The organism is Paenibacillus psychroresistens (genome assembly GCF_009728935.1).
Lineage (GTDB): Bacteria > Bacillota > Bacilli > Paenibacillales > NBRC-103111 > Paenibacillus_AC > Paenibacillus_AC psychroresistens.
Window position 1 is genome coordinate 1,227,453 of the sequence record NZ_CP034235.1, and the last position, 26,956, is coordinate 1,254,408.

Here is a 26,956-nt window from a genome sequence, read left to right on the forward strand (position 1 = left end):
TTTTACCATGATAAAGATTAAAAAAGCAATTATTCCTGCTGCAGGGTTGGGAACACGATTCTTACCAGCAACCAAGGCTATGCCTAAAGAGATGCTGCCCATAGTCGATAAGCCAACCATTCAATATATTGTAGAGGAAGCAGTTGCTTCAGGAATTACAGACATTATTATCGTAACAGGTAAAGGGAAGCGTGCGATTGAAGATCATTTTGATCATGCTTTTGAACTGGAGCAGAATTTGTTCGAGAATGGAAAGCTGGAGCTGCTGCGAGAGGTACGGCATGCTTCCAATATTGTAGATATTCATTATATCCGTCAAAAAGAGCCTAAAGGCTTAGGGCATGCCATTTGGTGTGCAAGAAGATTTATTGGCAATGAACCATTCGCCGTTTTACTAGGAGATGACATTGTTCAGTCGGAAACACCATGCTTGCTGCAATTGATGAACAAATATGAAGAAACAGGATCCAGTGTAATTGGGGTTCAACCGGTTTCTGATGATCAGACAAGCCGATATGGGATTATCGAAACCAAGGAAAAGCTTGGACGATTGCATAAGGTTACAGGCATGGTGGAAAAACCACCAAAAGGCAAGGCGCCTTCTAACTTGGCGATTATGGGGCGGTATATTCTCACTCCTGAAATTTTTCAATTTCTCGATTTACATATGCAAGGAGCTGGTGGTGAGATTCAACTGACAGATGCCATTCAGCAGCTAAGTCTGATTCAAGATGTATATGCCTATCATTTTGAAGGGAAACGTTATGATGTAGGTGAAAAACTAGGGTTTATTCTGACAACATTGGATTTTGCTTTGCAAAACAAAGAGCTGTATGGTCCGTTGATAGTCGCATTAGAAGAAGTGCTGCTCCGCGAGAAAAAAATAAGGCTGCTAGGGTAAGAGGGGGATTCAATGAGTAAAACGGAGCGTTCGATTTCTGGACAAAAAAGCAGATTAGCCTATACTCAACCCAAACGATCAGGAAGGTATCATTACAATCCAACCGTAAATCAAGTTATTGCTTCCGACGTCCGGTTTTACTTGTTCCTCAAAAGGTTTATCGATGTGATTGGATCTATCAGTGGATTAGTCATAGGTTTCCCATTCTTTTTGATTATTGCGCTGCTGATTAAGCTTGAATCACCAAAAGGAGCAGTTATTTTCAAGTCATTACGAGTTGGAAAGAATGAGAAGCAGTTCTATGCTTATAAATTTCGTTCCATGGTAACGGATGCTGAGCATTTATTGGTTGGATTGTTAGATCAGAACGAAGTAAGTGGCGCGATGTTCAAAATGAAGAATGACCCTCGAGTAACACGGATTGGCAAGTTCATTCGTCGTACGAGTATTGACGAGCTTCCGCAGCTCTGGAATGTGCTGATGGGTGCAATGAGCTTAGTAGGTCCAAGACCTCCTTTGCCAAGAGAGGTTGAGGAATATACAGCATATGATAAGCAACGATTGCTTGTCACGCCTGGCTGTACAGGTTTGTGGCAGATTAGCGGAAGAAGTAATATTGGCTTCAGCGAAATGGTCGAATTGGATTTAATCTATATCCAAAGGCAATCCATCTTCATCGATATACAAATTATTGTGAAAACGGCAGGTGTGATATTTGGTTCGAAAAATGCATTTTAAAGCCAATGAAAATCAAATGGAATCGATAAAAGCCAAATTGGCTGTAATTAGTAAAGTAATTCCCGCCAACTCCCAGATTGTTTATGTAGATTTCCCAGTCTACGAGAATATTGGTGATTTATTAATTATGAAAGGGACGGAACAATTTTTTAAGGATTATCAGATTATTGTGGAGAAACGATTCAGTATTGCCAACTTTAGATTTACCCTGCAGATTCCAGAAGATTGGATTATAGTTTGTCAGGGTGGAGGCAACTTTGGGGATTTATATCCGCACTTTCAAAGCTTCAGAGAAAGAATAACAATCACTTATCCGAATAATCGAATCGTTATCCTGCCCCAAACGATTCATTTCAAGAATGAGCTAAAGGAACGGCAATCGATGCAATTGTTAAGTGAGCATGCAGATTTACATTTGTTTGTACGAGATCAATTCTCTTATGATCGCGCTAAACATTATTTAAATCATGTGCAGCTATCACCTGATATGGCACATCAGCTTTATCCTTTGCAAAAGCCGCTTAATGGATCAAATAAGATTATTGGACTTTTTCGGACTGATGATGAGTGGGTAGAGGGTATGAACTCCTTCCAGTGCGACAAGACAATGGATTGGCCACAGCTGCTTAATTATTGGGATGTTACTACCATTCGATTGATGGTTAAGCTGTTTCAAGTCAATCGCCTTTTAGGGAACATAATGCCATTACAGCAAATCTGGTACACGATTTCAGATCGCTTAATTATCAAAGCGATACATTTGTATAATGATTTTGGACAGGTGGTTACTTCAAGACTACACGGGCATATATTAGCTTGTCTGTTGGATAAACCTAATTTGTTGCTGGATAATTCCTACGGCAAGAATAGCAGTTATTATCAAGCATGGACCTATACTTTGCCTCATGCAACATTCGTCATTAGTGAAGACTTGGAAGGAGACGAGCATGCATCCTCATCTAGGACTAACCATAGCGATTTGTACACGCCATCGTCCGGATGATCTGATACATTGTGTATCGTCGGTCGCTAAGCAAAAACTTCCGGCCAATCCAATCGAAATTTTGGTTATGGATGATGGTGATTTAACAATAGCCCATTTAATAAGACTTTCCGAGATCATTCAGAATACGCCGATCGAGCTCAGATATCATAAGAAGCTCCAGCCTGGCTTGTTCTTCTCCCGTATAGAAAGTCTTGTAGTCTCGAGCTATGAGCTGCTGTTATTCCTAGACGATGATGTTGAACTGGATGCAGATTATCTAACTCGTTTAGTACAGATTTATCAGGATGATGCAGATATTAGCGGGATTGGCGGCATGGATCGGCTAATTGAACCAGCGGGTATAGCGTGGAGCTTATTCGGACGCTTTTTTCTATATAGCTCTGGTGTTACAGGCAAATTGTCTGCAAGTGGTTATGGAGGCTCGATGTCAGGGTGGTTAGCAAGTAAACAGGATTTTGTTACGGAATTTCTCTTGGGCTGCAACATGTCTTTTCGCAAAAGCGCGCTTGATAAGCTTGAAGTAGTGGATTGGCTAAAGAGCTATAGCTTAGGTGAGGACATTTATTTATCCCATGTGGCTCGGCAAAAAGGCAAGCTGATTATCAGTCCGCAATTAACGGTCAAGCACAACCAATCAGCTGCCTCGCGTGATCATGAAGAGCAGGTAGCGTACACAGAAATTGTTAACCATTACCACTTGCTGGTAATAAAGAATGCCAAAGCCAGACATTATATCTATCAGCTTTGGACAGCATGCGGGCTTTTTATTCGCGCAGTGTTAAAGAAGAGCTTACATTTTCGGGTCAAAGGATATGGAAGAGCAATCGGCTTTATTGTAAATCGACTGATAAAAACGACACTATCAGAAAGGGGGTGAGGCAATGAAGTTTTCGTTAATTATGGCTACCTTGGGACGTTATGTAGAGGTCGAACGGTTCCTGATGTTTTTGGATCAGCAGACTTATCGCAACTTTGAGCTTATCATTGTGGATCAGAATGAGGATGATCGTTTAATTCCATTGATTAAGGCATACAGAGCCAAGTTCAGCTTAATTCACTTGCGATCTGAAAAAGGGCTGTCATTAGCCAGAAATGTCGGGATGCGTCATATAAGCGGAGATTTCGTCTCATTCCCTGATGATGACTGTTGGTATGATCGTTTGGCTCTAGAAAGTGCTTATAAGTTATTTCAGCAATATCCACAATATGGTGGGATTACTGGTCGTGCTGTTGATGGCAAAGGCCACGATGCTGCTGGTAAATATGATAAAACCTCCGGACTTGTAGATTCAATTAATGTTTGGCGCAGAGCGATTTCGTTTACGATATTTTTCCGCAGGCAGGTTTGTGAAGAAATTGGTGAATTTGATGAAGAAATTGGTGTTGGCGCGAAAACGATTTATGGATCTGGTGAAGAGACGGATTATGTACTGCGGGCTATTCGCAACCATCAAGTTTACTATAGCGCAACGTTCACTATCAATCATCCGAATCCCTTGGTACGTTACTCTCCGCAGGTGATTTCTCGTGGTTATCGGTATGGTTGTGGTTTTGGCAGAGTTGTACGTAAGCATGGTTACAACTTTCATTTTAAGCTAAGATACTTAATTCGCCCTTTTCTTGGGATGATGCTATATAGCTCCACTTTTCAGCTGCCGAAATCACACTATTACTGGAATACCTTTCGCGGTAGGTTAAGGGGTATGCTATGAAGATTTATATTAATGCGCGTTTCTTAACCCAAACGACTACTGGTGTTCAGCGCTATGCTCATGAATTTGTTAAGGCCTTGGATGCTCTTTTGGAGGAGGGGGAAATTGATAGGACTGTTTATCAATTCATCCTATTATCCCCTAAACAAGTGCTGTATGAGCCGAATCTACGACATATTACGCTGAAAAAAATCGGGTTTGCTAGTGGACACTTTTGGGAGCAGCTCTTATTGCCCTTCTTTACCAAAGGAAGCTTGCTGCTCAACCTCTGTAATACAGGTCCGATGCTAAAGCGCAAACAAATTGCAACGATCCATGATACCGCCGTTTTTGTTAATCCGGACTCTTTTTCAATGGCATTTAGGTTGTTTTATAAGCTAATTCAAACCTCATTAGGATTATTTTCTCGCAAAATTGTGACCGTTTCGAATTTTTCCAAAACCCAGCTGATCCAGCATTGCCATATAAAAGCACACAAAATAAGCATAGTTAATGGAGGCAAGGAGCACATGCTGGAGCTTATAGCGGATGAACGAATTCTCGCTCAGCATCAATTGCTTTCCAAACGTTATGTTCTAGCTGTAAGCAGTATGAATCCTAGCAAAAATTTTGCTAATATCGTGCGAGCCTTTCAGCTGCTGCAAAATGTAGATTATGAAATCGTTATTGCAGGTGGTACGAATGCGAGGGTTTTTGGCAATTTGGCGATCCCCTCCTCCGATAAGGTTAAGCTCTTGGGCTACGTTTCCGACGTGGAGCTAAAAACGCTTTATGAGCATGCCGCTTGTTTTATCTTCCCTTCGTTTTATGAGGGATTCGGCTTGCCGCCATTGGAGGCGATGACATGCGGATCTCCAGTCATTGTTTCGCTCGCTGCCTCACTCCCTGAGGTTTGTGGAGAAGCATCCTTATATTGCAACCCCTATAGCCCTATGGATATGGCTTTTCAGATTGAAAGACTGATGAATGATCCAGACCTGCAGCAAAACATGCGCTTAAAAGGCTTGGAACGTGCAAAACAATTTACTTGGCAAACCTGTGCAAGGCGAATGTTTCATGTCATCGAGGAGGTGGCTGGCGCATGAAGGTAGCCATCATTCATGATTGGCTCGTTGTTTATGCGGGAGCTGAGAAGGTTTTGGAGCAGCTTTTGCTGCTGTATCCTCAAGCAGATTTGTTCAGCATAGTTGATTTTTTAACTCCCGAGCAGCGTGGATTTATTGGGAACAGAACCGTACAAACCTCATTTATTCAAAAGCTACCCTTCGCTAGAAGCAAGTATCGGCTTTATTTACCTTTGATGCCGCTGGCCGTTGAGCAATTTGATTTATCTGGTTACGATCTAGTCATTTCAAGCTCCCATGCTGTAGCGAAAGGTGTCATAACCGGTCCGGATCAGCTTCATATCTCTTACATACATTCTCCTATTCGTTATGCATGGGATTTGCAGCATCAATATCTGAAGGAATCGGGACTTAGTCATGGTTTAAAAGGAAGCATTGCTAAATGGATCCTGCACCGAATTCGTCTCTGGGATAGTCGAACAGCGAATAGCGTAAACGCCATAGTAGCTAATTCACAATTTATTGCCAATCGTATTTGGAAAATATATCGCAGGCAAGCAACGGTTATATTCCCGCCAGTGGACGTAAATCAATTTCAGTTGGAAGAGAAAAAGCAGGACTATTATTTAACCGCTTCACGATTAGTGCCTTACAAGCGGATAGATTTAATTGTCGAGGCGTTTGCTGAAATGCCGGATAAGAAGCTAATTGTTATTGGCAATGGTCCAGATTATGCGAAGGTAAAAGCGAAGGCTGCTGCTAATGTCAGGATTCTCGGCTACCAGCCTGATGAGGTATTGCAGAAGTATATGCGCGAAGCTAAAGCATTCGTGTTTGCAGCAGAAGAGGATTTCGGCATCATGCCTGTGGAAGCTCAAGCTAGTGGAACGCCTGTAATTGCTTATGGTAAAGGGGGACTGCTTGAGACCATAAGGGGTCTGGGGATGGAACATCCGACAGGAATCTTTTTTAAAGAACAAACGGTAGATTCTATTGTCGAAGCCGTCAAGCTATTTGAAAAGCACCAAGCTGAAATTTTACCCTACAATTGCCGCATGCATGCCTTACAGTTCTCAACGGAGATTTTTTGTTACAACTTCCAGCATTTTGTGAACGAGCAGATGTTTCAATTTACTATCGCCCAGGGAGGTGGGACACGTGAATCTGAGTTTGATGAATCCGCGGCTACTCGTTTTTTTGGCAATTTCGATTAGCACGTTAATCTGGGCCCTCTATGAGCCATTATTCTCCTATGAGAAATACGTTTCATTTACAGCGATCTTCAATTACAGCCTTTTTTTCATAATTATCCTTGCGACAGCCTTTATTGTGGAGAAAACGAGAATTACCGCCAAAAAACCACTAACTCTCGAGCAGTTCCGCTCTGAAAAAGGCACCCAATCGCAGAGCATTTATAAAGAGGCGATGATCCTTGCATCGATTGCTATGGCGGCCCAATTGTTGTGGATCGCTCGGATGATTGTTTTAAAAGGTGTTGGTCCTTTATTTCAGATGGTCATTCTGAATCGTGATTTCGAGACCTTCAAGCTAACCGTTGTCAATAAAACGACGATGTCCGGTGTAACAACTCTGACTCAGCTTGGTATACTCGCTGCGGGTATGTATGCTCTCTATGTTTTTGGATTGAAAAACAAAGGACGTTGGTTCATTTGGTTATTCATCTTATTCCCTGGAGTCTTGCGCGGAATGTTCTTCTCGGAACGGCTAGCCATGATGGAAGTGGTGATTCCTATTCTCGTAATGGCGATTTTTTTTCACAAAATCCGCTTGACGCTGACAAAAATAATACTCGGAATGACCTCATTTATCATCTTTTTCTCAGTAGCAGAAGGATTGAGGAGCTATTCTTACTATGCGAAAACGGGTGTTGCACAAGGAGGAATTTACTCCTATGGCTTCAGTCGCTTCGCAGATTATATATCTTCAAGCGTGAACCATTCGATGGCAATGGTCGATCTTTCTAACCGAATAGTAGGCTTTCCCCAGCTTTTATTCAGCAGTATTCTCAGTGTAATTGCCAGTGAGCCTAATTCCAAATTGGGAATTATGACGGGCAGCAAAGAAGGCCAACAAGCCTTTCTGAATGTGAAAAATAGTATTTACTCGGCACCGGATTACACCAATATGGGCTTTTTCGGCAGTATCTTTCAGGATGCAGGCTATCTGTATATCTTCTATGCCATCGTTTTTGGAACCGTCATTGGCCTAGCTTACAAAGGCTTAAAGAACTATGAATTCAGCTGGATAATTGTATATCCCATTGTATTCATCTCACTTCTCGAAATCTATCGAATCCCCTACCTATTCGATGTTCGTGCTTTCTACCCCTTGTTCTACATGGGAGTACGTTATTTGCTCTTATCTTATGAAGCACAAAAGCGACCGAGAAGATTTACAGAAAAGGTGACCGAGCGGAGCGGAGTGGAAGTGGTATATGTACCAAAGCATATGAGGGGCACATCTGCACGAAGATCATAGTACTTATACCTCTGCAACAGAGCATATCGGTTCTTTTTTCTAAATGAGCTTTTCAGCAGCTTTAAATCAGAAGTACATAAGGAGGATTAACTATGTCAGTGAGATCCAGAAGCATACGAATTGAGAATATTTATGTAGAAGAAACCAACAAAGTCTGCTACACAGTAGAATACGGCTCAGAGGTTCGCAAATTCTTCACGGACGAGTCATTTTTTGCCGAATACGAAATAGATATTAGTGAGGTGCCAATAGGCTTGTTAGGCATCCCGTTGTTAGCTAACTTAATGCCTCTCGCTTGGGCGACGAATGCTGAGGTCTACATTAAAGAGCTCGATAGTCTTTATTATAGCAGCTTGCAATCCCTTAAGCAGGTTTATCAAACCATGTACCCAGATATGCGATTCGCGGGCAAGCTGCATGTTGAACGGTTGGTTGACAGCGAGCGGCCGACAACTAAAGAACCACGTTCAGCCATGTTCTATAGCGCAGGTGTAGATTCCTTGGCTACCTTTATTCGCAAGAAGCAGGAGAAGCCTTATTTTGTAACGATTTGGGGAGCGGATGTTCTCTTAAACCAACCGGAGTTCTGGTTCGAGCTCAAGAACAACGTTAAGCAATTCGGTGAACGTAATGAAATTGAAAGCTTGTTTATTAAATCTAACCTTCATACGTTCATTAATGAGGGGATGATCTCCTATTATTTTGGTCGACATATGAGCAGCTGGTGGCACGGGGTCCAGCATTCTACAGGTTTGATTGGTTTGGTTGCTCCTTTAGCTTATGTGAATAATATTTCACAATTTTATATTCCTTCCGCAGTGCCAACCGAACAATCGAAAATTAGGACACACGGCTGCAGTCATTTGTTTGACAACAAAATTAAATGGTCGGGCACTCATGTTAACCTTGAGGCGCTTGAACTATGGCGGCAGGATAAAGTAAAGCTAATCGCTGACTATATTCGCACAGAGGATTCCTCTCTGCAAATTCGGGTGTGCTGGCGCAGTCCAGTTTATGGAAATTGCAGTAAATGTGAGAAGTGTGCCCGAACAGCTATTGGCTTGCTGCTTGAAGGGATTGACCCCAATGAACATGGTTTTAAGTTGACAACAGAAATCCTTGAAGGGCATAAGAGTGTGATTATTCCAGCCTGGTCATCACATTTGGATTATGCTTATGTCGAGTGGGATAAGCTCAAATCACGTAGCTTTCAACAGCTAGGGCATGTACCTTTGAGGTACGTCCCCTTCTTTCATTGGATGCAGCAAGTTCAGATCAAGCGGCTGAAGAAGCATAAAAGCAAGCTCGAAGCCTGGGTTAAAAAGCTGCCGCCTTCTTGGTTCATGTTTGTCAAAAAGCAGTTCAAGGGCTATAAAGTATAGGTGCTCTATTAGAGCAATAACGCCATAGGCGGGGATATAAATTTTAGTCGTGGAGGCACGTTATGTCTTTAAAAATTAAAGGTATTACAGCCATGAAATGGTCGAGTATGGGAACCTTATTCTCCATTGTGATCCAGGTTACTCAGCTCATCACGATTTCAAGGATGCTGAAGCCCTCGGACTATGGCTTGATTGGGATGATTATGGTTGTCATTGGCTTTGCTGCTACTTTGGGGGATATGGGGATTTCCAATGCGATTATTCACCGGCAGCAGGTCACTAAGAATCAGCTATCCAGCTTGTATATAGTGAATTTGGTTACAAGTGCGTTTGTTTGTACATTAGTCTGGTTTTCTGCCCCTTATGTAGCGTTGTTCTATCAAGAGCCGCAGCTGATAGATTTGATGCATTGGATGTGCTGGATCTGTTTAATACCTGCTTTTGGCCAGCAATCTCAAGTGCTGTTTCAGAAGGAACTGAAGTTTAAACAGATTGCCAAAATTGATATTATTTCTTATCTAATTGGGTTCTTAGTGGTTTTCTTCGGAGCCTATTATGGCTATGGAGTCTATGCTTTAGTATGGTCTTATTTAGCTAATGCTGCGTTTAAATCTATCTGCTTGACTGTACTGGGCTGGCGTATCTGGAGGCCTAAATTACATTTTGCTTGGGCGGATTTAAAAGGGTTTATCAGATACGGTATGTATCAATTAGGCGCTAGTTCTCTACAAATGTTAATCTCCAATTTCGATTATTTGATCATTGGGCGCTTGCTTGGCGCTGAGAAGCTAGGCTATTACACCTTTGCTTTTCAATTATGCGTCATGCCCTTCCAGAAAATATTCCCTCTGATCTCACAAGTTTCTCTCCCCATCTTTGCAAAGATCCAAGACCAGCTTGGCTTACTGCGTAAAAGCTACCTGCAATTAATTGGCATGGTCAGCTATGTGAATGCTCCAATTTATTTTGGCTTGATAGTCGTAGCTCCTTATCTGGTCCCGTTTCTGTTTGGCGAGAAGTGGGGTCCCAGCATACCTTTGATCCAGGTTCTGGCGGCAATGGTATTCATTCGTACCATCGTTATGCCCATGCAGCCATTGCTGCAAGCCAAAGGCAGAGCAGATATAGTCTTTAAATTTACTGTGATCAGCATGCTACTACAGCTACCAGCACTAACCGCGGGGGCAATGATTGGTGGAATAAAGGGAGTAACTGTTGCTTATCTGAGTGTGCAGGTTTTGATTTTCTTTGTACATTATCTATACACGGTAAGAAGTGTTCTGGGACCCTGCTTTTGGCAGTATGTCGGCAATTTAGCACCTAGCATCGGTTGTAGTCTATTGATGTGTTTAGGTGTACTGGGTATTAATTATTTGTTCGATTTAATATCGATTCCGCAGGAGCAGCAATACCATTTAGCCATTCAAGTGGTGGGCGGAGTTTTATTATATGGAGGCATCATTTACTTTTTCAATAGGCAAGTGCTACAGAGTATTAAAAAAATAGCTATAAACAAAGGAAATTGAAGGAGAGTGAATGCTATGAAATTGTTACTGTTATCCGGTGGTTCAGGGAAAAGACTTTGGCCGTTATCCAATGATGCACGCTCGAAGCAATTTTTAAAGGTGTTGACTGATCCAGAGGGAGCTATGGAATCGATGGTTCAGCGGGTTTGGAGGCAGCTGGAGGTATCTGGGCTTATAGAATCCGCTTATGTAGCAACGGGGAAATCACAGCTTGATTTGTTGAATAGTCAATTGAGTCAGCGCGCTAAGATTATAGTTGAACCAGAGCGACGGGATACCTTTCCTGCAATTGCTCTTGCTGCAACTTATCTCTATTCCATAGTAGGTGTTTCCTTACAAGAGGTAATTACCATTCTCCCTGTGGATCCTTATGTAGAGCTGACTTTCTTCGATAAAATTAAAGAGCTGGAAGAAATGGTTTTGTCCTCAGGAGCTGACTTGGCTCTAATTGGTGTTAAACCTACCTACCCTTCGGAAAAATATGGCTATATCGTACCTGAGCTAACGTTAGGAGATCAAGCAGCCGTATCCTATACGAGAGTCAATCACTTTCGTGAAAAACCAAATGAGTCGCAAGCCGAAGTACTCATACGCCAGCAAGCATTGTGGAATTGCGGTGTTTTTGCCTTTAAACTAGATTATATCATCAATCAATTGCAGATAAGAGGGTATCCGATCCAGTATGAAGCCTTGCTCCAGCAGTATGAATTTCTGCCGAAAATCAGCTTTGATTATGAAATTGTTGAGCAAGCCAGACATATCATCGTCGCTCCATATGAAGGTGGTTGGAAGGATCTGGGGACCTGGAATACTTTGACCGAGGAAATGCATGAGCATTTAATTGGTAAGGGAATTATTGGGGTAGAATGCGAGAATACCCATTTAATCAATGAGCTTCCGATGCCGATTACAGTGCTTGGTTTATCCAATGTAGCCGTTGTTGCCAGCTCAGATGGAATTCTGGTAACGGATAAAGCAGCGAGTCCGCGGATCAAAGATGTCATGAAACATATGGAGCAGCGGCCGATGTATGAAGAGCGCAGATGGGGCTGGTATCGAGTTTTGGATTATACCCGTTCCGAGGAGAAACAAGAAGTCATGACGAAGCGGGTCCATATCTTCCAAGGTAAGAACCAAAGCTACCAAATGCATTTCAAAAGAAGTGAGGTTTGGACGATCATTTCTGGCTCTGGTGAGTTTGTCTTGGATGGTATATTCTATCCGATCAAGGAAGGGGATGTGCTGGCGATTCCGCAAGGGGCAATACATGCTGTTCTAGCCACGACGGATATGGATGTTATCGAAGTACAAACAGGCACGGAGCTTGTTGAAGAGGATCATGTCCGGATTTATATGGAATGGGATGATATTGTGGCGCATAGCCTCAATCATTCCTTATCGAAAAAAGCATAGGCGCAGGTGAGCATCCAATGGCAAGCAAAAATCGCAATCTGTTTCTTTTATTGATTTTATTAGGATTAATCTTATTCACCGCCCGTTGGTTTTATGGCCAAATCAGTGAGATGTCACCAATCGCCAATGAATCGATTTTATTAGAAGTGAAACCTAAATCAAAGCCTGTCGATAATCAAAGCTTGATTTTACGTTTCGAGCAGAAGCAGCAAGCTGCTTCTGAAATAGCATTAAAAACCCTGCAGGTTACTGATTTTGGTGCTGTTGGCAATGGAGTTAAGGATGATACGGAAGCGATTCAAGCGGCGATTGACGAAGCGAGTGAGCAAGGTGGAGGCAAGGTTTATTTGCCCAAGGGGATTTATATACTTAAGGATTCCTTAGTGGTGCGTGGAGATCATATCACACTTGAAGGGGCTGGATGGGAAACGGAACTGCGTTTAATCACTCACCCCGAGCGAGTAATCACCATCCAGGATGCTGAAGCTTGCATCATCCGTAATCTTCAAGTCTCTTTGGGGGTCACAGGAGTTGAGCGCAATGATCAAGATGAAGGTATTTATGTTACGGGAAAATCTAATGGGTTTTTAATTGAGAATATCTTAGGAAATGGCAAAGGAATCATGGTTCGTGGCGAAATGAGTCAAGGTGTGATTCGCTCCAATACGATTCGCGATACACTTGCAGATGGCATACATATAACAAATGGGGCTGACTCCATTGAAATCCTTGACAATATTCTCGAGAATACCGGGGATGATGCAATTGCTGTAGTCAGCTATGAAACTAATCAAAAGCTTGTCCATCATATTAAAATCAGCGGCAACCAAATTACAAATTCCAAAGCTAGAGGGATCGCCCATGTAGGTGGAGATGATGTAAGTATTTGGAGCAATACGATTGACGGGACTTCCTCCAGCGGTATTCTGGTTGATCAAGATCTTCATTTTCATACGCACCCATCCTACAATACCTCGATAAAAGATAATACCATCTCTCATGCAGGCACCTATGGCGTTAAACGGGGCAATCAATTTGGGATTGAGATTTCAGAAGGCACATTTTATGTAACGATTGAGCACAATATTATCCAAGATGGTGTTTTTAGAGGGTTGAGCATTGGTGCGAAAAATACGAAAGTACGTTTTAATCAAATCCTGCGCAATGGTGAATCAGGTATCCAAATTGATGCCGATGAGGTCCTATTAGAAGGTAATCAAGTCGAGCTTAACGGCAAGTACGGGGTATATATCAAGGGAAAACAGGGCTTGAAAATTATTGATAATACATGGACTAATAACAATTCACTAGGGCAGAAGGCGATTGATAACATGATGGTATTGGATAGTGATAATACAGAAATAAGCAGGAATACCTCCGTGGATACAAGAAGTCCGGCGTTAATTGAACGCTCCTATGAAGTAACAGGCTCCTGCAAAAAACTAATTTTTGATGAGAATATCAGTAAAGGGGAGCAGGAAAACACCTCGCTGCGATGCACCAAATAATAAAGAAACAAGCAATTATATCAAGGGAGGCAGCTATGAAAAAAGGTATTCGATTATCGATATTTCCAAGCCTTATCTTACTTATGGCGATAAGTACTATCTTGTTTTTTCAAGCTGCGGCAGCAGATGATATACATGTGAAATCAGAAGCTCAAGTTGTAGCTGATTTAGGTATATTAATTGGAGATGGCAAGGGGTTAACCACTGAATACCTGCAAAAACCAACAACGCGCATTCAAAGTGTTATTCTGTTCCTCCGATTAAAGGGTTTGGAAGCAGAGGCCTTAAAGTACACTGGAACGGTCAATTTCGATGATGCTAAGCTGGTTTGGGCGGATGGTCAGAAGATCCTTGGCTATGTGAAAGCGAATCCCCAATTCGGTTGGTTGGGATTGGGCAACAATACCTTTGATCCACAAGCGACAATCACAGCTCAGCAATATTATAAGGTCATGCTTGAAACATTGGGGTATAAGCAAGATGTCGATTATGACTATGTGAATGTCCTGCAATTTGCAGGTACACATGGTTTATCTCGGGTCGCGAACAATCAACCGTTTAGCAATGCTAATGTAGCGACAGCTACGCTGGAAGCGTTGAACGCGCAAGTCCATGATGCACCCCAGACTTTAGCGGTTCAGCTAACGGAAGCAATTAAGCTGGATGCGAGTAGATTAGAGCCATTGCATTACAGCCGTATTGAATGGCAGACGAGCGCTTCAGTCGGTAGTTTTCTAACGGATGCTCAAGGTTTGACGCTCTATTATACAAAGAAGAATGCAACCCAAATGAATGCTTGTGATGCAGGTTGCTTAAAGAATTGGCCGGTGTTCTATGCGGACAAGCTGCTAATTCCAGCTGATCTGGATGTGAAGGATTTTGGCGCTTTTAAACGTGCAGATGGGATTAAACAAACCACCTATAAAGGCTACCCACTCTATTATGGAGTCCATGATCTTAAGCGTGGAGATATCACTGGGCAAGGTGTAGATAATGAGTGGCATGCAGTGAACTCTACCCCACTAAAGGCTATTGCTGCAGCACCGACGGTAACAGCTTTACCAGCAAAATACTTGCAAGTGAAGGATTTTGGTGCGGCTGGTAACGGGGTGAAGGACGACACGGCTGCGATCCAAGCGGCTGTGAATAAAGCGGGCGAGCTAGGTGGCGCTACGGTTTATTTTCCAAAAGGAGTCTATATCCTCAAAAATACGATTATGGTGGAGCATGATAATATTACACTTGAAGGGGTTGGCTGGGAGGCAGAGTTGCGCTTAATGGTACATCCGCAAAGAGTAATTACAATCAAGAATGCCAAGCACAGTGTTGTGCGCAATCTTCAGGTTTCGCTAGGATTATCCGGGGTTTTGCGAAATGATTCAGATGAGGGAATATATGTTGCAGGTAAATCGACGGATTTTCTAATTGAAAAAGTACTCGGAAATGCAAAAGGGATTATGGTACGCGGGGACATCACACAAGGAATAATTCGTGATAATTCCATTAAGAATTCACTTGCAGACGGAATTCATATCACAAACGGTGCTAACAATATAAATATTACTAATAATACTCTTGAGAATACAGGCGATGACGCAATCGCCGTAGTTAGTTACGTAAGTGGAGTGAATTATGCATATAAGATCAACATTGTCAGCAACCATATTAAAAATTCAAGAGCCCGTGGGATTGCACATGTCGGCGGTAAAAACGTCAATATTTTTGCTAATACAATTGAAGGGACATCTTCAAGCGGGATTTTAGTGGATCAGGATCGAAATTACAATACGTTTCCGTCTTATAACACGAACATTGAGGATAATACCATTACTGGAGCGGGGAGTTATGCCTTGCAACGTGGAAATGAATTTGGAATCGAGGTGGCATCAAACACATTTGGCACCTCGATCAAAAGTAATCTGATTCAAAATGGTGTTTTTAGAGGGATTGGAGTTTCGGCTGACAAAACCATCATTCGTTTTAATCGCATATTGAAGAATGCGGAAACCGGTATTCAGGTGGATGCCAATGAGGTAATCCTTGAGGGCAATCGACTGGAGCTAAATGGCAAATACGGCATCTATTCCAGTGGGAGAAAAGGGTTAGTCGTCCTTAATAATGCGTTGGTTAACAATAATGCATTGAACTATAATCTGATTGATAATCTCAAGTTAATCGATATTAATGATGCACAGATCACCGATAACAAATCGATTGACACCCGTGTACCCTCGTTAGTGGAGAGACCTTATCAGCTGCTCGGTTCATGCAAAAATTTGGTTTTTACGGATAATACGAGTAGTGGAACCAAGCAAGCTGAGCTTATTCAATGCAAGCCATAACCATTTATTCGGAAAAGTAAATACAAAATGTATCGAGATTTTGAGTGGAGGTGATAGAATGAATAGGGATATTGATTATCTAAATCCGTTATGGAATTTTTTTGTTAATATTTTTGGTGGATCTTACCTTCTTCATAATCGCTTCAGAAAGATTGTATACAAGATTTTTGGTCTCAAAATAGATGAATGTGTACTTAGACCAAAAATATTCTTTTACAGCAATAAAGTGAACATTGGGAATGGATCATTCATCAATAAAGGATGCTACTTTTACAATACGGGTGGTATTAATATTGGAGAGAATGTTTATATTGGTCCAGAAGTCATGTTTTGTACAGCTTCTCATAAAATAGGTGAGTCACATCAAAGATGTGGGGAATTTGAATCTAAGCCTATTTATATTGGAGATGGGACATGGATTGGAGCAAGAGCTAATATTATGCCAGGCGTCAGAGTTGAAAAAGGTTGCGTCATTGCAGCTGGTGCAGTAGTTACTTCAGACTGTGAGCAAGATGGCTTATATGCTGGAGTTCCAGCAAAACGTATTAAAAACCTAAATGAACCTATATGGAGAGGAGTGTCTGTAAAGTAATTCTCCTTTTATTATCAGCTTTAACGTCATAAAGAACCTCTTCTAAACGAAGGGGTTCTTTATGAGTTCTTTATGATCTGATCTATGTGCATATCGCGGGAATGGACACTTTCGCTAGAGTTTGCAGGTTGCTGCGAAGCTGATCGAAAATAGTATATTATTCGCCATCGTGATGCATTAGCGAAAGTTGATTTTGAATTTGCCTGTGCATGAAAAAATTGATTTAATCATTTAAAAAAAGAAATGAGGTTATGTAGTCACTTGAACAATTTTGTGCTGCAAGCTTCTCAACACATATAGATAGAAGTAATCATGCTGCTTAGAGCTGTAGAATTGTTCAAATTCATCTTTGGATTTATTGGCAAATACTCGTGTGATTTCCTGTTTGTCTTCCACATAGATTGCGCTTTCTTCTTCATTGTAGCCCATTGCAATAAATTCCTTGGATTTTATCGGAATCATTTTCATTCCATTCACCTCCTATATATTACAAGACACGGTTTCCGAACAAATAGTTACAGAATAATAATAAATAAACAAACCTCTCCACTTTCGATTACGTTAACTTAAGTAGGCGCTCAAAAAAGCGCAATCGAAATCGAGGAGGAGAGTTGAAAGAATGAACATTTTCAAGAAATTAGGATTAACCTCAGCAGCACTTTTTGTAATAGTTATGGTTGTTTCCGCGTTAACGGTTTTTGCAGCTGGAGAGCAGGTAGTTACATCAGAAACGCAGGTTGTGGCTGATCTCGGGATCCTAATTGGTGATGGCAATGGACTTACCGATGAATATCTGAACAAAGAAACAACTCGTATTCAAGCAGCTATCATGTTCTTACGTCTAAAAGGTTTGGAAGCGGATGCAGCAGCGTTCAAGGGAACAGCTAATTTCTCAGATGCTAAGCTCGTGTGGGCGGAAGGCCAGAACATTCTAGCTTACTTAAAAGCAAATCCTCAGCTAGGCTGGCAGGGATCAGGTAATGGTGCATTTGATCCATTGTCCGGAATTACAGCTCAGCAATACTATAAGGTTATGCTCGAGGCACTTGGATATATGCAAGGTATGGACTTTGAATATGCTGACGTAATTACGGTCGCAGCAGATAAAGGTCTATCGAAAGCAGCCAACGTTTCGATGTTTATGAATATCCATGTAGCAACAGCTACAATTGAGGCTTTAAAAGCAACGATGCATGAAGGCGGAAAAACTTTAGCAGCTACTTTATCCGATGCTAAGGTAATCGATGCGAGTAAGCTGGCTGCACTGCAGTACACTAAGCTTGAACTGAAAAGCGTGACTGATGCGACATATTCGATTTTTACAGATGAAAAGGGTATGACTTTGTATTACTTTACTAAAGATGCAGCGGATGTAAATTCATGTGTCGGTGGATGTCTTACAAATTGGCCTGTTTACTACGCCGAGAAACTAATCGTACCAGCAGGACTGAATGCAACTGATTTTGGTTCATTCACACGCACTGATGGAGCTATGCAATCTACATATAAAGGCTGGCCGTTATACTACTTTGCCAAGGATACTAAAGCTGGTGACACACTGGGTGATGCTGTAGGTAAGATCTGGTATGTGATTCAATCACCGTCCACTCTAGCCATTGGTACTAGTGCTACTCTTGGTAATTATTTAACAGATGCTAAGGGCATTTCGCTTTATTATTTTGATAAGGATACAAAAGGTGTAAGCAATTGTACTGGAGAATGTTTGGCTAAGTGGCCGTTGTTCTATGCGGAGCATATCTCTGTTCCAATGGGCTTGAAGGCAGAAGACTTTGGTACAATCACTCGTACTGACGGTGCCAAACAAACCACGTTCAAAGGTTTTCCATTGTATTATTGGGTTAGTGATGTTAAACGCGGCGATACTTTAGGGCAGGATGTAGGTAAGGTTTGGTTTGTGGTTGATCCTGCGAAATTCAGTGGAACAACTGCTATTCCACCTGTTCCAACTTCAATAACTGTTTCTACTAGCGCTGCTCTGGGCAATTATTTAACAGATGCTAAAGGCATGTCGCTTTATTATTTTGATAAGGATACGAAGGATGTAAGCAATTGTGCGGGACCATGCTTGGTTAATTGGCCTGCTTTCTACGCGGAAACCATCACTGTTCCAGCGGGCTTGAAAGCGGAAGATTTCGCTACAATTACACGCGCTGACGGTGCCAAACAAACTACATTTAAAGGCTTCCCTTTATACTACTGGATTAAAGATGTTAAAAGCGGAGATACGTTGGGGCAGGATGTTGGCAAGGTTTGGTTTGTAGTTGATCCTGCGAAATTCACAGGAACTACTGCTGTTGCTCCTGTAGCTGCAGTGGGTAAAACTTACAAAATCGACATCTCGAACTTTGCTTTCTCAGAGGCTGTTTTGACTATTGAAGTAGGCTCTACCGTTACATGGACTAATAAAGATGACACCGAGCATAATGCGCAGGCAGTAGATGGATCATTTAAGCTGCCTTTGTTGAAGCAAGGAGAGTCCGGTTCGTTTACATTCACCAAAGCTGGCGAATTTGATTATTTCTGTCTTCCGCATAAAGAGCATATGACTGCAAAAATCATCGTTAAATAATTAAGATCTCAAGCTTTATATGAAAATGGCAACTCGGGTCCGAACCCGCTGTGAAATTACAGCGGTGTTCGGACTTTTCGTATATAATAGTTGAAGACACATTGAACTGAAACCTATTTTATCACGTTAACTATTATGAATGGGTCGTTAGCGACTCAAGGAGTGGCCTGTATATGGTGAATCGAACGGATGGAGAATTGATGCAGTTGGTCTTAACTAAGCAGCAATCTGCGCTGGATGAGCTTTACGATCGTTATGTAAACCTGGTGTATTCTTTTGCGATGAAGTCAATTCAAGATGAACAAGCGGCTAGGGAAATAGTACAGCAGGTATTCATGCGACTATGGGTTACCGAAAAAGGGTATGATGCCAAGCAAGGCAAATTTGTAAATTGGATGCTTACGATAACTCGTAACATAACTATTGATTATATTCGTAAACAGCGTAAACAAGATGTAGTCGTTCGTATGGAACCTCAAGAATGGGAACGAATAACAGATGCCAACGGAAATGATCCAGAAGCGGAATTAGCCCGTAAATGGATAGGGCAGGAAATTAAAGAGGCATATCGCTATTTAACACAAAGCCAGATCCAATTACTGGAGCTATTATATTGGAAGGGCTTCACGTTAAGCGAGATTTCTATTAAGAATAATGAACCGCTTGGCACGATCAAAAGCCGATTACATCAATGTTTATTGATTTTACGCAAACATCTATCTTCACTTAAGGAGGGTTGACCCATGCAAGAGCATGAAACAAAAGAGTGCGAGAATTTAATTAGCTATATGACCGGAGAATGCTCTGAGTTTGAGCGAGCGGCTTTCGAACGACATCTGCGAAGCTGTACTTCATGCAGAGATGAGCTGCAGCAATTGCGCTTGGTATGGGATGCCCTGCCTTTTGAAATGGATGAGCTAGAAGCTCCGGCTGATTTGAAGAATGAAGTTATGCAGGCTATTCATGCTCTGCCGGTAGATAAAGCCCAGCTCAAGAAGAGTAGGCTGCAGCAAAAGCCAAGAGCAATGCGAAGCTACTTTGCTAAATTCGGATGGGTTGCGGCAATCGTTATTGGAGTGATAATTGGTGGCTTATGGAGCAGTACATTTGTTAAGAAACCAACTGATTCTGCAGGCAGCTTGCTCAATCAACCTGCTGAAGTGCTGCGGACCTTCGAATTAAAGGCTTTTGGTGATTCGTTGCCATCCGCCAAAGGGACAGTTTGGGTGCTGAAGCATGGTGATACCAACAATGTTGTGGTTAACCTTAAGGGTCTGAAGAAGACCAATGGGAAAGAGACTTACCAGGTGTGGTTAGTGAAGAATGCCAACGATCCTAAAACCAAAAAACGTTATAATTGCGGCACGATGAATGTGGATGATCAAGGTAACGGAGTCTTGACCTATAACATTAATGCCAAATACGCAAACTTCGATGCAGTTGGAGTAACCTTAGAGCCAGATGCAAACGGAGATGCGCCAAGAGGGAAAAAGGTTTTAGGGACTTAATTAGCATGAATACATCAACATGGATCCAGCAACATGAAAATCTCGGTAAGCCCTCTTCGGATGGCTTATTTTTTTGTGTCTAGGAAGTTATGCCTTGTTCTTATAATGCTCGCTTGCCCTTAAGTACTGCCCTTCGTGCCATCCATATTATGGTATAATTCAACAAGTGGTTAGATCATTTATTTTTAAATTTGAGAAGGAGGTGGAACGATGAGATATACATTATGTTTGGTAATAGCTAGTTTGCTTATAGTTTCTGGCTGTAAGGGGGATCAATCGGCTAAAAAAGCTGAGCAAGATATTGTAAGTCTGAATATACAACTCGAAGCTATTAAGGCTGATTTGGAGGCTAAGCAGAATGCGACAACAGAAGCGCAGCAGCAAACCAAGGATAAACAACAATACATAGATTCTTTGACCAGAGATTATGAAGACCTTCTCTATTTAATTTGTAGTGAAGCAAACACTCAATGCCCAGGTGAGCTCAAATATTTTGATCCAAGAAAGATTAAGCAAGGTGACGTCATTTTGGGAATGAAAGTAAAAACCATTGAAGTGAGTACATTTGGTCCGGGGTCTTACATTGTCTCATTTGCAGAAACCGTTGATGTAACAGGCAAGTTTACTGTGTCTCAAGATGATCCAATGGGTCCTTATATGTGGTTGGACACAGATACAATAAACGGCAAGAAATTCAGCATTAATTTAGGAGTTGGAGGTAATCAGGATGAGCTGCAAAAGGCTTTGAAGGGCAGTGAAAAAGGGGAGATACGCTTAAAGCTAAAAGATATAACCCTTCAACGGTTACCACAGAAACCTGCTTATAACGTTGCTGGATTTGTTAGTTTAGATAAATAAAGAAGGTGGCTGCGATGGAAGACTAGCTTAATAGTAGCCGTAGCCTCATCGGTATTTACAGGCATATCCACCTATAGGACATTGCTAAGAGCATTTAACTATGATATTAAAGATTAAATTAAACATTAATAGCCGTTGGGCAATTTCAATTGCCCTAACGGCCCTGACAATCTGCTTTTACAGTGTCTCAAGCACTTTCTCAACGGGTTTATAGTCATATCCGAACTCATCGGCGATAGCCTTGTAAGTGATTGAACCGGTGGCAACATTTAGGCCGGATTGGAGTGGTAAGCTATTTATTAAAGCTTGTCTCAAACCAACGTTAGCAATTAGCAGTGCATAAGGCGTAGTGACATTAGTTAAAGCTATCGTCGATGTTCGGGGTACAGCCCCTGGCATATTAGCGACTGCATAATGGATGATTCCGTATTTTTCATAGGTTGGATTTGCATGCGTTGTAATCCGATCGATCGTTTCAAAAATACCGCCTTGATCAATAGCTACATCAACAATCACTGAACCTGGGCGCATTCGTTGGATTACTTCATTGGTAACAAGCTTTGGTGCTTTGGCACCAGGTATGAGCACAGCTCCGATCACTAGATCAGCCTCAGCTACGGATTCTGCTAGATTTGCCGGATTGGAGATCAAGGTACTAATTGAACTGCCGAATTGATCATCTAGCTGGCGAAGCCGGTCTGCATTTAAATCTACGATAGTGACTTCTGCGCCAAATCCAATTGCAATTTTCGCTGCATTCGTTCCTACTACTCCCCCGCCAATAATCGTTACTTTCCCACGTTTAACTCCGGGCACGCCTCCAAGTAGGATGCCTGCTCCACCGTTCGGTTTTTCTAGTAAATGGGCACCTATTTGAACAGACATCCGTCCTGCAACTTCACTCATTGGGGTAAGGAGCGGCAAGGTTCGGTTCAATTCAACAGTCTCATATGCAAGGGCTGTAACCTTACATTCCATAAGCGCTCGAGTCAATTCGGGTTCAGCTGATAAATGAAGATAAGTGAACAGAATCAAGCCTTCACGAAAAAACTGAAATTCCGTTTGTTGAGGCTCCTTCACTTTGAGAATTAATCCGGATTCTGCCCAAACTTCTTTAGCGCTATAGGCAATTCGAGCACCTGATTGTTGATATTCTTCGTCCGAAAAGCTGCTTCCGCTTCCAGAGTTAGTCTCTACAATCACTTGATGACCATCTTTAACAAAGGAATAGACTCCAGCTGGAGTTATGGCCACACGGTTTTCATTGTTCTTTATTTCTTTAGGTATCCCGATAATCATAGCTAGCTCCCCTTTATTTTACACTCTTAAAAGTAAGTATAGGGCTACCTGATCTTTTTGTATTTGTTTGAAAATGAGAAAAAACAAGATCTTTATTGTGATTTTCACCAAATGGTTTGCAGCAGGAGATATAATGAATATGAGAACTGATTCTGGAGGCGGGAAACAAATATGCAGAGGAATAAAAATGATTTCGAGACTAAATGCTTGAGCTCGTTGGAGAAGGTTTTTGCCGATGAAGAACTGAATGCAATGTCATGGCACAACGCTACTGCTCTGCAAGGTGAAACCTACTCTTATCAAATTGCTTACCGTTCTATTATTCACATCAACCCAGTTAAGGTTAAGGTCGAATCAGAGCTTTATTCATCTATAACCCTACGGACTGTCGGTCTTGTACCCTCTGAAATGCCTTGTTATTCAGATCATGATGATCATGTGTTGCGTGTGACACCAGGTCTATATCCGGATCCGCTATACCCTTTAGATGTAAGTGGATTAGTCGCTTTACCCGGACAATGGCGATCAATTTGGATCACGATAGAACTGGATAAAACAGCAATGGCAGGTAACTTTACAATTGAAATTACATTTATGAAGGATAATAATGAGGTTTTAAGTAAGGAAGTTTTTACCCTGAATATCATTGCTAAACAGCTTCCGCTTCAGCAGTTAATTCACACGGAATGGTTTCATAACGATTGCTTGGCATCCTATTATGGTTTAGAGGTATTTAGTGAAGAGCATTGGACTAGGGTAAATCAATATCTCCAAACAGCAGTTAAACACGGAATGAACATGATTCTAACTCCGCTCTTCACCCCGCCAATTGATACCGCCATTGGTGGTGAACGCCCCACTGTACAATTGATAGATGTGGAGCAGCTTGCTAAAGGTGAGTACCTTTTTTCGTTTAAAAAGCTGCTTCGCTGGGTGGAGTTGTGCAATAGTCATGGGGTCGTTTATTTTGAATTTTCTCACTTTTTTACCCAATGGGGAGCTAAGCATGCGCCGAAGGTTATGGCTGTCGTGAATGGAGAATTGAAGCGTATATTCGGTTGGGAAACAGATGCCGGAGGAGAGGAATACAAGCATTTTCTCGATCAAATGCTTCCCGAGCTTGTTGCCTTTATCCAGCTGCATCAGCTGTCGGAGCGCTGTTATTTTCATATTTCAGACGAACCACCGCTGCTTGATGTAGACGCATATCGGACTGCTGCGAACATTGTTAAAAAGCATTTAGCAGGTTTTCCAATAATTGATGCCTTATCGAGTTATACATTCTATGAGCAAGATGTGGTTAGACGCCCGATTCCTGCTTTGGATCATATAGAGCCTTTTTTAGACAACGGAGTTCCAGAGCTATGGACCTATTATTGCTGCGGACAATATAAGGAAGTATCCAATCGTTTTTATAATATGCCATCTAGTCGCAACCGAATTATTGGCTTTCAGCTTTATAAATTTCAAATTAGCGGTTTTTTGCATTGGGGCTATAACTTCTGGTATACCGCATATTCGCTAAAAGCGATTGATCCATTTAAGATTACGGATGCTGGATATGCCTTCCCATCCGGAGATGCTTTTCTGGTCTATCCAGGTGATGAGGGACCTATCGAGTCGATTCGGCTGGAAGTGTTTTTCGAAGCTCTCCAGGATTTACGGGCGCTGCAGTTGCTCGAGGAATTAATTGGGCGTAAGCTTGTATTAGAGCTATTGGAGTCTGATCTTGAGGAAGAACTAACATTCAAAAAATACCCGACTGGCTCTCAATGGCTGCTGATGAAGAGAGAACTAATCAATCGGACAATTGCGGATTTTCAAGCATAAGGTGGTACAACCAGATATGAACTAAATGCACTACTATACTACTTAAATTGAATTGACTAATATAGCTAATATGGTTATCATTATCGATGAATCGATATAATAATTCATTAGGGGGAAAATGGAGTGATGAGAACCGCAATGCGTCCACCGGCAGTTCCTTTGGTAACGGTAGATCCGTATTTTAGTGTATGGTCGATGGCTGATAATCTGAGTGATGATTTTACGAGGCATTGGACCGGTAAACGGAATGCTTTGACCGGATTGATCATGATTGATGGCTTACCATGGAGGTTTGCGGGTTTTGTCGAGCCGAATTCCGAGAATTATTATACGGAGCCTAAAGCGATGAAACAAGTGGATTTGCAGCTTACTTCGTTGTCTAGTACATATACTTTTGAAGAATCAGGAATCAGCATGTGTGTAAGTTTTATGACGCCACTGCTCTTGGAGGATCTGGAGCTCCTATCTCGGCCTGCTTCTTATGTTTCACTAGCTGTTAAATCAACGGACGGAAATGCCCATAAAGTAAAAATCTATTTTGATGTTTCAGGTGAATGGTGTGTAAACTCAAGTGATCAGAAGGTTGTTTGGCAGCAGAGTGAAGCGGGTGAGCTAACTTTATTGCAGATGAGTCATGCCGAACAGGAGATATTAAATCGCTCTGGTGATGATATAAGGATCGATTGGGGCCATTTTTACATGGCAATTAAACGCTCTCCGCAAACTCAAGCTTATATTGGGCTGGCAGCAATGCGCAAAGATTTTGTGAGAACAGGCGAGGTTAGCCGGGTTAAAGAATTTGAAATGACTAGAGCAGTCAAAGAGGGTACTCCGGTAATGGCATGTATTCTGGATTGCGGAGAAGTCGGGGTGGACGAAGTTTCTCATCTAATTGTCCTCGCTTACGATGATCTGTATGCGATCGAATATTTTGGCGATAAGCTGCAAGCCTATTGGAAAAGGAATGGTATAACAGCTTCGCGGATGATAGTAGATGCATTCTTGGAGTACACTGAGCTTAAAAAGCGCTGTGACACATTCGATTTTCAGCTTTGGGAAGATGGTGTTAAAGCGGGTGGCGAGCAATATGCGGAGTTGTTAGTGTTAGCTTATCGACAAGCTATTGCGGCTCATAAGCTTGTGGAAGACACGAATGGAAATCTCTTATTTATGTCCAAGGAATGTTATAGCAATGGTTGTATAGCGACGGTTGATGTGAGTTACCCTTCGATTCCGTTGTTCTTGCTTTATAATCCGGAATTGGTCAGAGGGATGATGAGGCCAATTTTTAAATATGCAGCGAGTGAAGCATGGTCTTTTGAGTTTGCACCGCATGATGTCGGTCAATATCCGTTGGCTAATGGTCAGGTTTATGCGGATAATTCCATGGAAGGCCAGATGCCAATTGAAGAATGCGGCAATATGCTGGTGATGGCTGCAGCAGTTTGCTTGGTAGATAAACAGGTTGATTTTGCTCGGGAAAATTGGCAGCTTTTGTCCGAATGGGCAGGATATCTAGTCGTGAATGGATTGGACCCTGCCAATCAGCTATGTACGGATGATTTTGCTGGCCACTTGGCGCGTAATGCTAATTTATCGATCAAGGCCATTATGGGTGTTGCTAGCTTTGCGTTGCTGCATGAGCTTATGGGGAATGTGGAAGAAGCTGAGTATTTTAGAGCGGCGGCCAGGGATATGGCTGTAAAATGGGAGCAGTTGGCTAATGATCAGGATCATTATCAGCTCGCTTTTGGGCAAGAAGGCACTTGGAGCTTGAAATATAATTTGATTTGGGATGTAATATTTGGGACGCGGATCTTTGATGAGAATATCGTGCGCAAGGAAGTAGCTTGGTACTTAAACAATCAAGATAAGTATGGAACGCCGTTAGATAGCAGGGAAGCGTACACCAAATCAGATTGGCTGGTCTGGGCAGCAGCGCTTGCTTCTGAACAAGCTGATTTTGTTAAACTGATCGAACCGTTATGGAATTCGCTGAATGAAACTCCGGATCGAATACCTTTTACGGATTGGTACGACACCAAACAGGCTAGGCAGATGAATTTCCAACATCGCAGTGTGGTTGGCGGGATTTATATCAAGCTGCTGAAAGATAAATGGAAGCACTGATTATAAAATAAAGTAATAACTCCTTATGGTCTAATAGGCTGTAGGGAGGTTTTTTGAA

Annotated in this window: 22 protein-coding genes; 20 read left to right on the forward strand and 2 right to left on the reverse strand. The window is 41.9% G+C overall.

Translation table 11 applies throughout. The features are described from left to right. The first annotated feature begins 7 nt into the window (after nt 1-7). The 14 genes from galU to EHS13_RS05655 all read left to right on the forward strand — a co-directional run bounded on the left by galU (nt 8) and on the right by EHS13_RS05655 (nt 16,683). The gene (gene galU / locus EHS13_RS05590) at nt 8-901 is read left to right on the forward strand and encodes a UTP--glucose-1-phosphate uridylyltransferase GalU (protein WP_155699413.1); all 894 of its coding nucleotides are present in this window, start codon (nt 8-10) and stop codon (nt 899-901) included. Between the two features lie 12 nt (nt 902-913). Then, nucleotides 914-1,639 (forward strand): sugar transferase, encoded by a 726-nt coding sequence (locus tag EHS13_RS05595; protein ID WP_155699414.1) that lies wholly within the window; start codon nt 914-916, stop codon nt 1,637-1,639. Then, nucleotides 1,617-2,642, forward strand: coding sequence for a polysaccharide pyruvyl transferase family protein (locus EHS13_RS05600; protein ID WP_162462971.1), 1,026 nt, complete (start codon nt 1,617-1,619; stop codon nt 2,640-2,642). Before EHS13_RS05595 ends, EHS13_RS05600 begins: the two co-directional genes overlap by 23 nt. Further along, on the forward strand, nt 2,587-3,522 hold the full coding sequence (locus EHS13_RS05605; RefSeq protein WP_162462972.1) for a glycosyltransferase family 2 protein: 936 nt from the start codon (nt 2,587-2,589) through the stop codon (nt 3,520-3,522). The genes EHS13_RS05600 and EHS13_RS05605 overlap by 56 nt, the downstream gene beginning before the upstream one ends. Nucleotides 3,523-3,526: 4 nt before the next feature. Beyond that, on the forward strand, nt 3,527-4,357 hold the full coding sequence (locus tag EHS13_RS05610; protein ID WP_155699417.1) for a glycosyltransferase family A protein: 831 nt from the start codon (nt 3,527-3,529) through the stop codon (nt 4,355-4,357). Then, nucleotides 4,354-5,442 (forward strand): glycosyltransferase family 4 protein, encoded by a 1,089-nt coding sequence (locus tag EHS13_RS05615; RefSeq protein ID WP_155699418.1) that lies wholly within the window; start codon nt 4,354-4,356, stop codon nt 5,440-5,442. Before EHS13_RS05610 ends, EHS13_RS05615 begins: the two co-directional genes overlap by 4 nt. Continuing rightward, entirely contained in the window at nt 5,439-6,635 is a 1,197-nt protein-coding gene (locus EHS13_RS05620) for a glycosyltransferase family 4 protein (protein WP_155699419.1), read from the forward strand. Before EHS13_RS05615 ends, EHS13_RS05620 begins: the two co-directional genes overlap by 4 nt. Further along, nucleotides 6,580-7,920, forward strand: a complete 1,341-nt coding sequence (locus tag EHS13_RS05625) for an O-antigen polymerase (protein ID WP_155699420.1) — start codon at nt 6,580-6,582, stop codon at nt 7,918-7,920. The genes EHS13_RS05620 and EHS13_RS05625 overlap by 56 nt, the downstream gene beginning before the upstream one ends. A 92-nt stretch (nt 7,921-8,012) precedes the next feature. Beyond that, a complete protein-coding gene (locus tag EHS13_RS05630) occupies nt 8,013-9,302 on the forward strand; it encodes a hypothetical protein (RefSeq protein ID WP_155699421.1) in 1,290 nt (429 codons plus the stop codon). A 62-nt stretch (nt 9,303-9,364) separates the two neighbouring features. Then, on the forward strand, nt 9,365-10,828 hold the full coding sequence (locus EHS13_RS05635) for an MOP flippase family protein (RefSeq protein ID WP_155699422.1): 1,464 nt from the start codon (nt 9,365-9,367) through the stop codon (nt 10,826-10,828). 15 nt (nt 10,829-10,843) lie between these two features. Beyond that, entirely contained in the window at nt 10,844-12,241 is a 1,398-nt protein-coding gene (locus tag EHS13_RS05640; protein WP_155699423.1) for a sugar phosphate nucleotidyltransferase, read from the forward strand. A 17-nt stretch (nt 12,242-12,258) separates the two neighbouring features. Further along, entirely contained in the window at nt 12,259-13,749 is a 1,491-nt protein-coding gene (locus tag EHS13_RS05645; protein ID WP_155699424.1) for a right-handed parallel beta-helix repeat-containing protein, read from the forward strand. Between the two features lie 35 nt (nt 13,750-13,784). Beyond that, nucleotides 13,785-16,091 (forward strand): right-handed parallel beta-helix repeat-containing protein, encoded by a 2,307-nt coding sequence (locus EHS13_RS05650; protein WP_162462973.1) that lies wholly within the window; start codon nt 13,785-13,787, stop codon nt 16,089-16,091. Nucleotides 16,092-16,149: 58 nt separating this feature from the next. After that, nucleotides 16,150-16,683, forward strand: coding sequence for an acyltransferase (locus EHS13_RS05655; protein WP_155699426.1), 534 nt, complete (start codon nt 16,150-16,152; stop codon nt 16,681-16,683). A gap of 249 nt (nt 16,684-16,932) precedes the next feature. On the opposite strand, the gene EHS13_RS05660 is transcribed toward EHS13_RS05655, so the two are convergent. Beyond that, nucleotides 16,933-17,151, reverse strand: coding sequence for a hypothetical protein (locus EHS13_RS05660; protein ID WP_155699427.1), 219 nt, complete (start codon nt 17,149-17,151; stop codon nt 16,933-16,935). Nucleotides 17,152-17,302: 151 nt separating this feature from the next. Here EHS13_RS05660 and EHS13_RS05665 point away from each other — a divergent pair, with 151 nt between their 5' ends. The 4 genes from EHS13_RS05665 to EHS13_RS05680 all read left to right on the forward strand — a co-directional run bounded on the left by EHS13_RS05665 (nt 17,303) and on the right by EHS13_RS05680 (nt 21,639). Beyond that, on the forward strand, nt 17,303-19,273 hold the full coding sequence (locus tag EHS13_RS05665; RefSeq protein WP_155699428.1) for a plastocyanin/azurin family copper-binding protein: 1,971 nt from the start codon (nt 17,303-17,305) through the stop codon (nt 19,271-19,273). Between the two features lie 173 nt (nt 19,274-19,446). Next, nucleotides 19,447-20,013, forward strand: coding sequence for a sigma-70 family RNA polymerase sigma factor (locus EHS13_RS05670; protein ID WP_155699429.1), 567 nt, complete (start codon nt 19,447-19,449; stop codon nt 20,011-20,013). Between the two features lie 3 nt (nt 20,014-20,016). Further along, nucleotides 20,017-20,781 (forward strand): anti-sigma factor, encoded by a 765-nt coding sequence (locus EHS13_RS05675; RefSeq protein WP_155705233.1) that lies wholly within the window; start codon nt 20,017-20,019, stop codon nt 20,779-20,781. Between the two features lie 210 nt (nt 20,782-20,991). Then, entirely contained in the window at nt 20,992-21,639 is a 648-nt protein-coding gene (locus EHS13_RS05680) for a hypothetical protein (RefSeq protein ID WP_155699430.1), read from the forward strand. A gap of 177 nt (nt 21,640-21,816) precedes the next feature. Here the strand turns inward: EHS13_RS05680 and ald are convergent, their stop codons facing one another. Next, on the reverse strand, nt 21,817-22,938 hold the full coding sequence (gene ald, locus EHS13_RS05685; RefSeq protein ID WP_155699431.1) for an alanine dehydrogenase: 1,122 nt from the start codon (nt 22,936-22,938) through the stop codon (nt 21,817-21,819). A gap of 171 nt (nt 22,939-23,109) precedes the next feature. On the opposite strand from ald, the gene EHS13_RS05690 reads away from it, so the two are divergent. Next, the gene (locus EHS13_RS05690; RefSeq protein ID WP_155699432.1) at nt 23,110-24,768 is read left to right on the forward strand and encodes a DUF4091 domain-containing protein; all 1,659 of its coding nucleotides are present in this window, start codon (nt 23,110-23,112) and stop codon (nt 24,766-24,768) included. A gap of 126 nt (nt 24,769-24,894) precedes the next feature. Continuing rightward, nucleotides 24,895-26,898, forward strand: coding sequence for a glutaminase family protein (locus tag EHS13_RS05695; RefSeq protein WP_155705234.1), 2,004 nt, complete (start codon nt 24,895-24,897; stop codon nt 26,896-26,898). Nucleotides 26,899-26,956 lie beyond the last annotated feature (58 nt).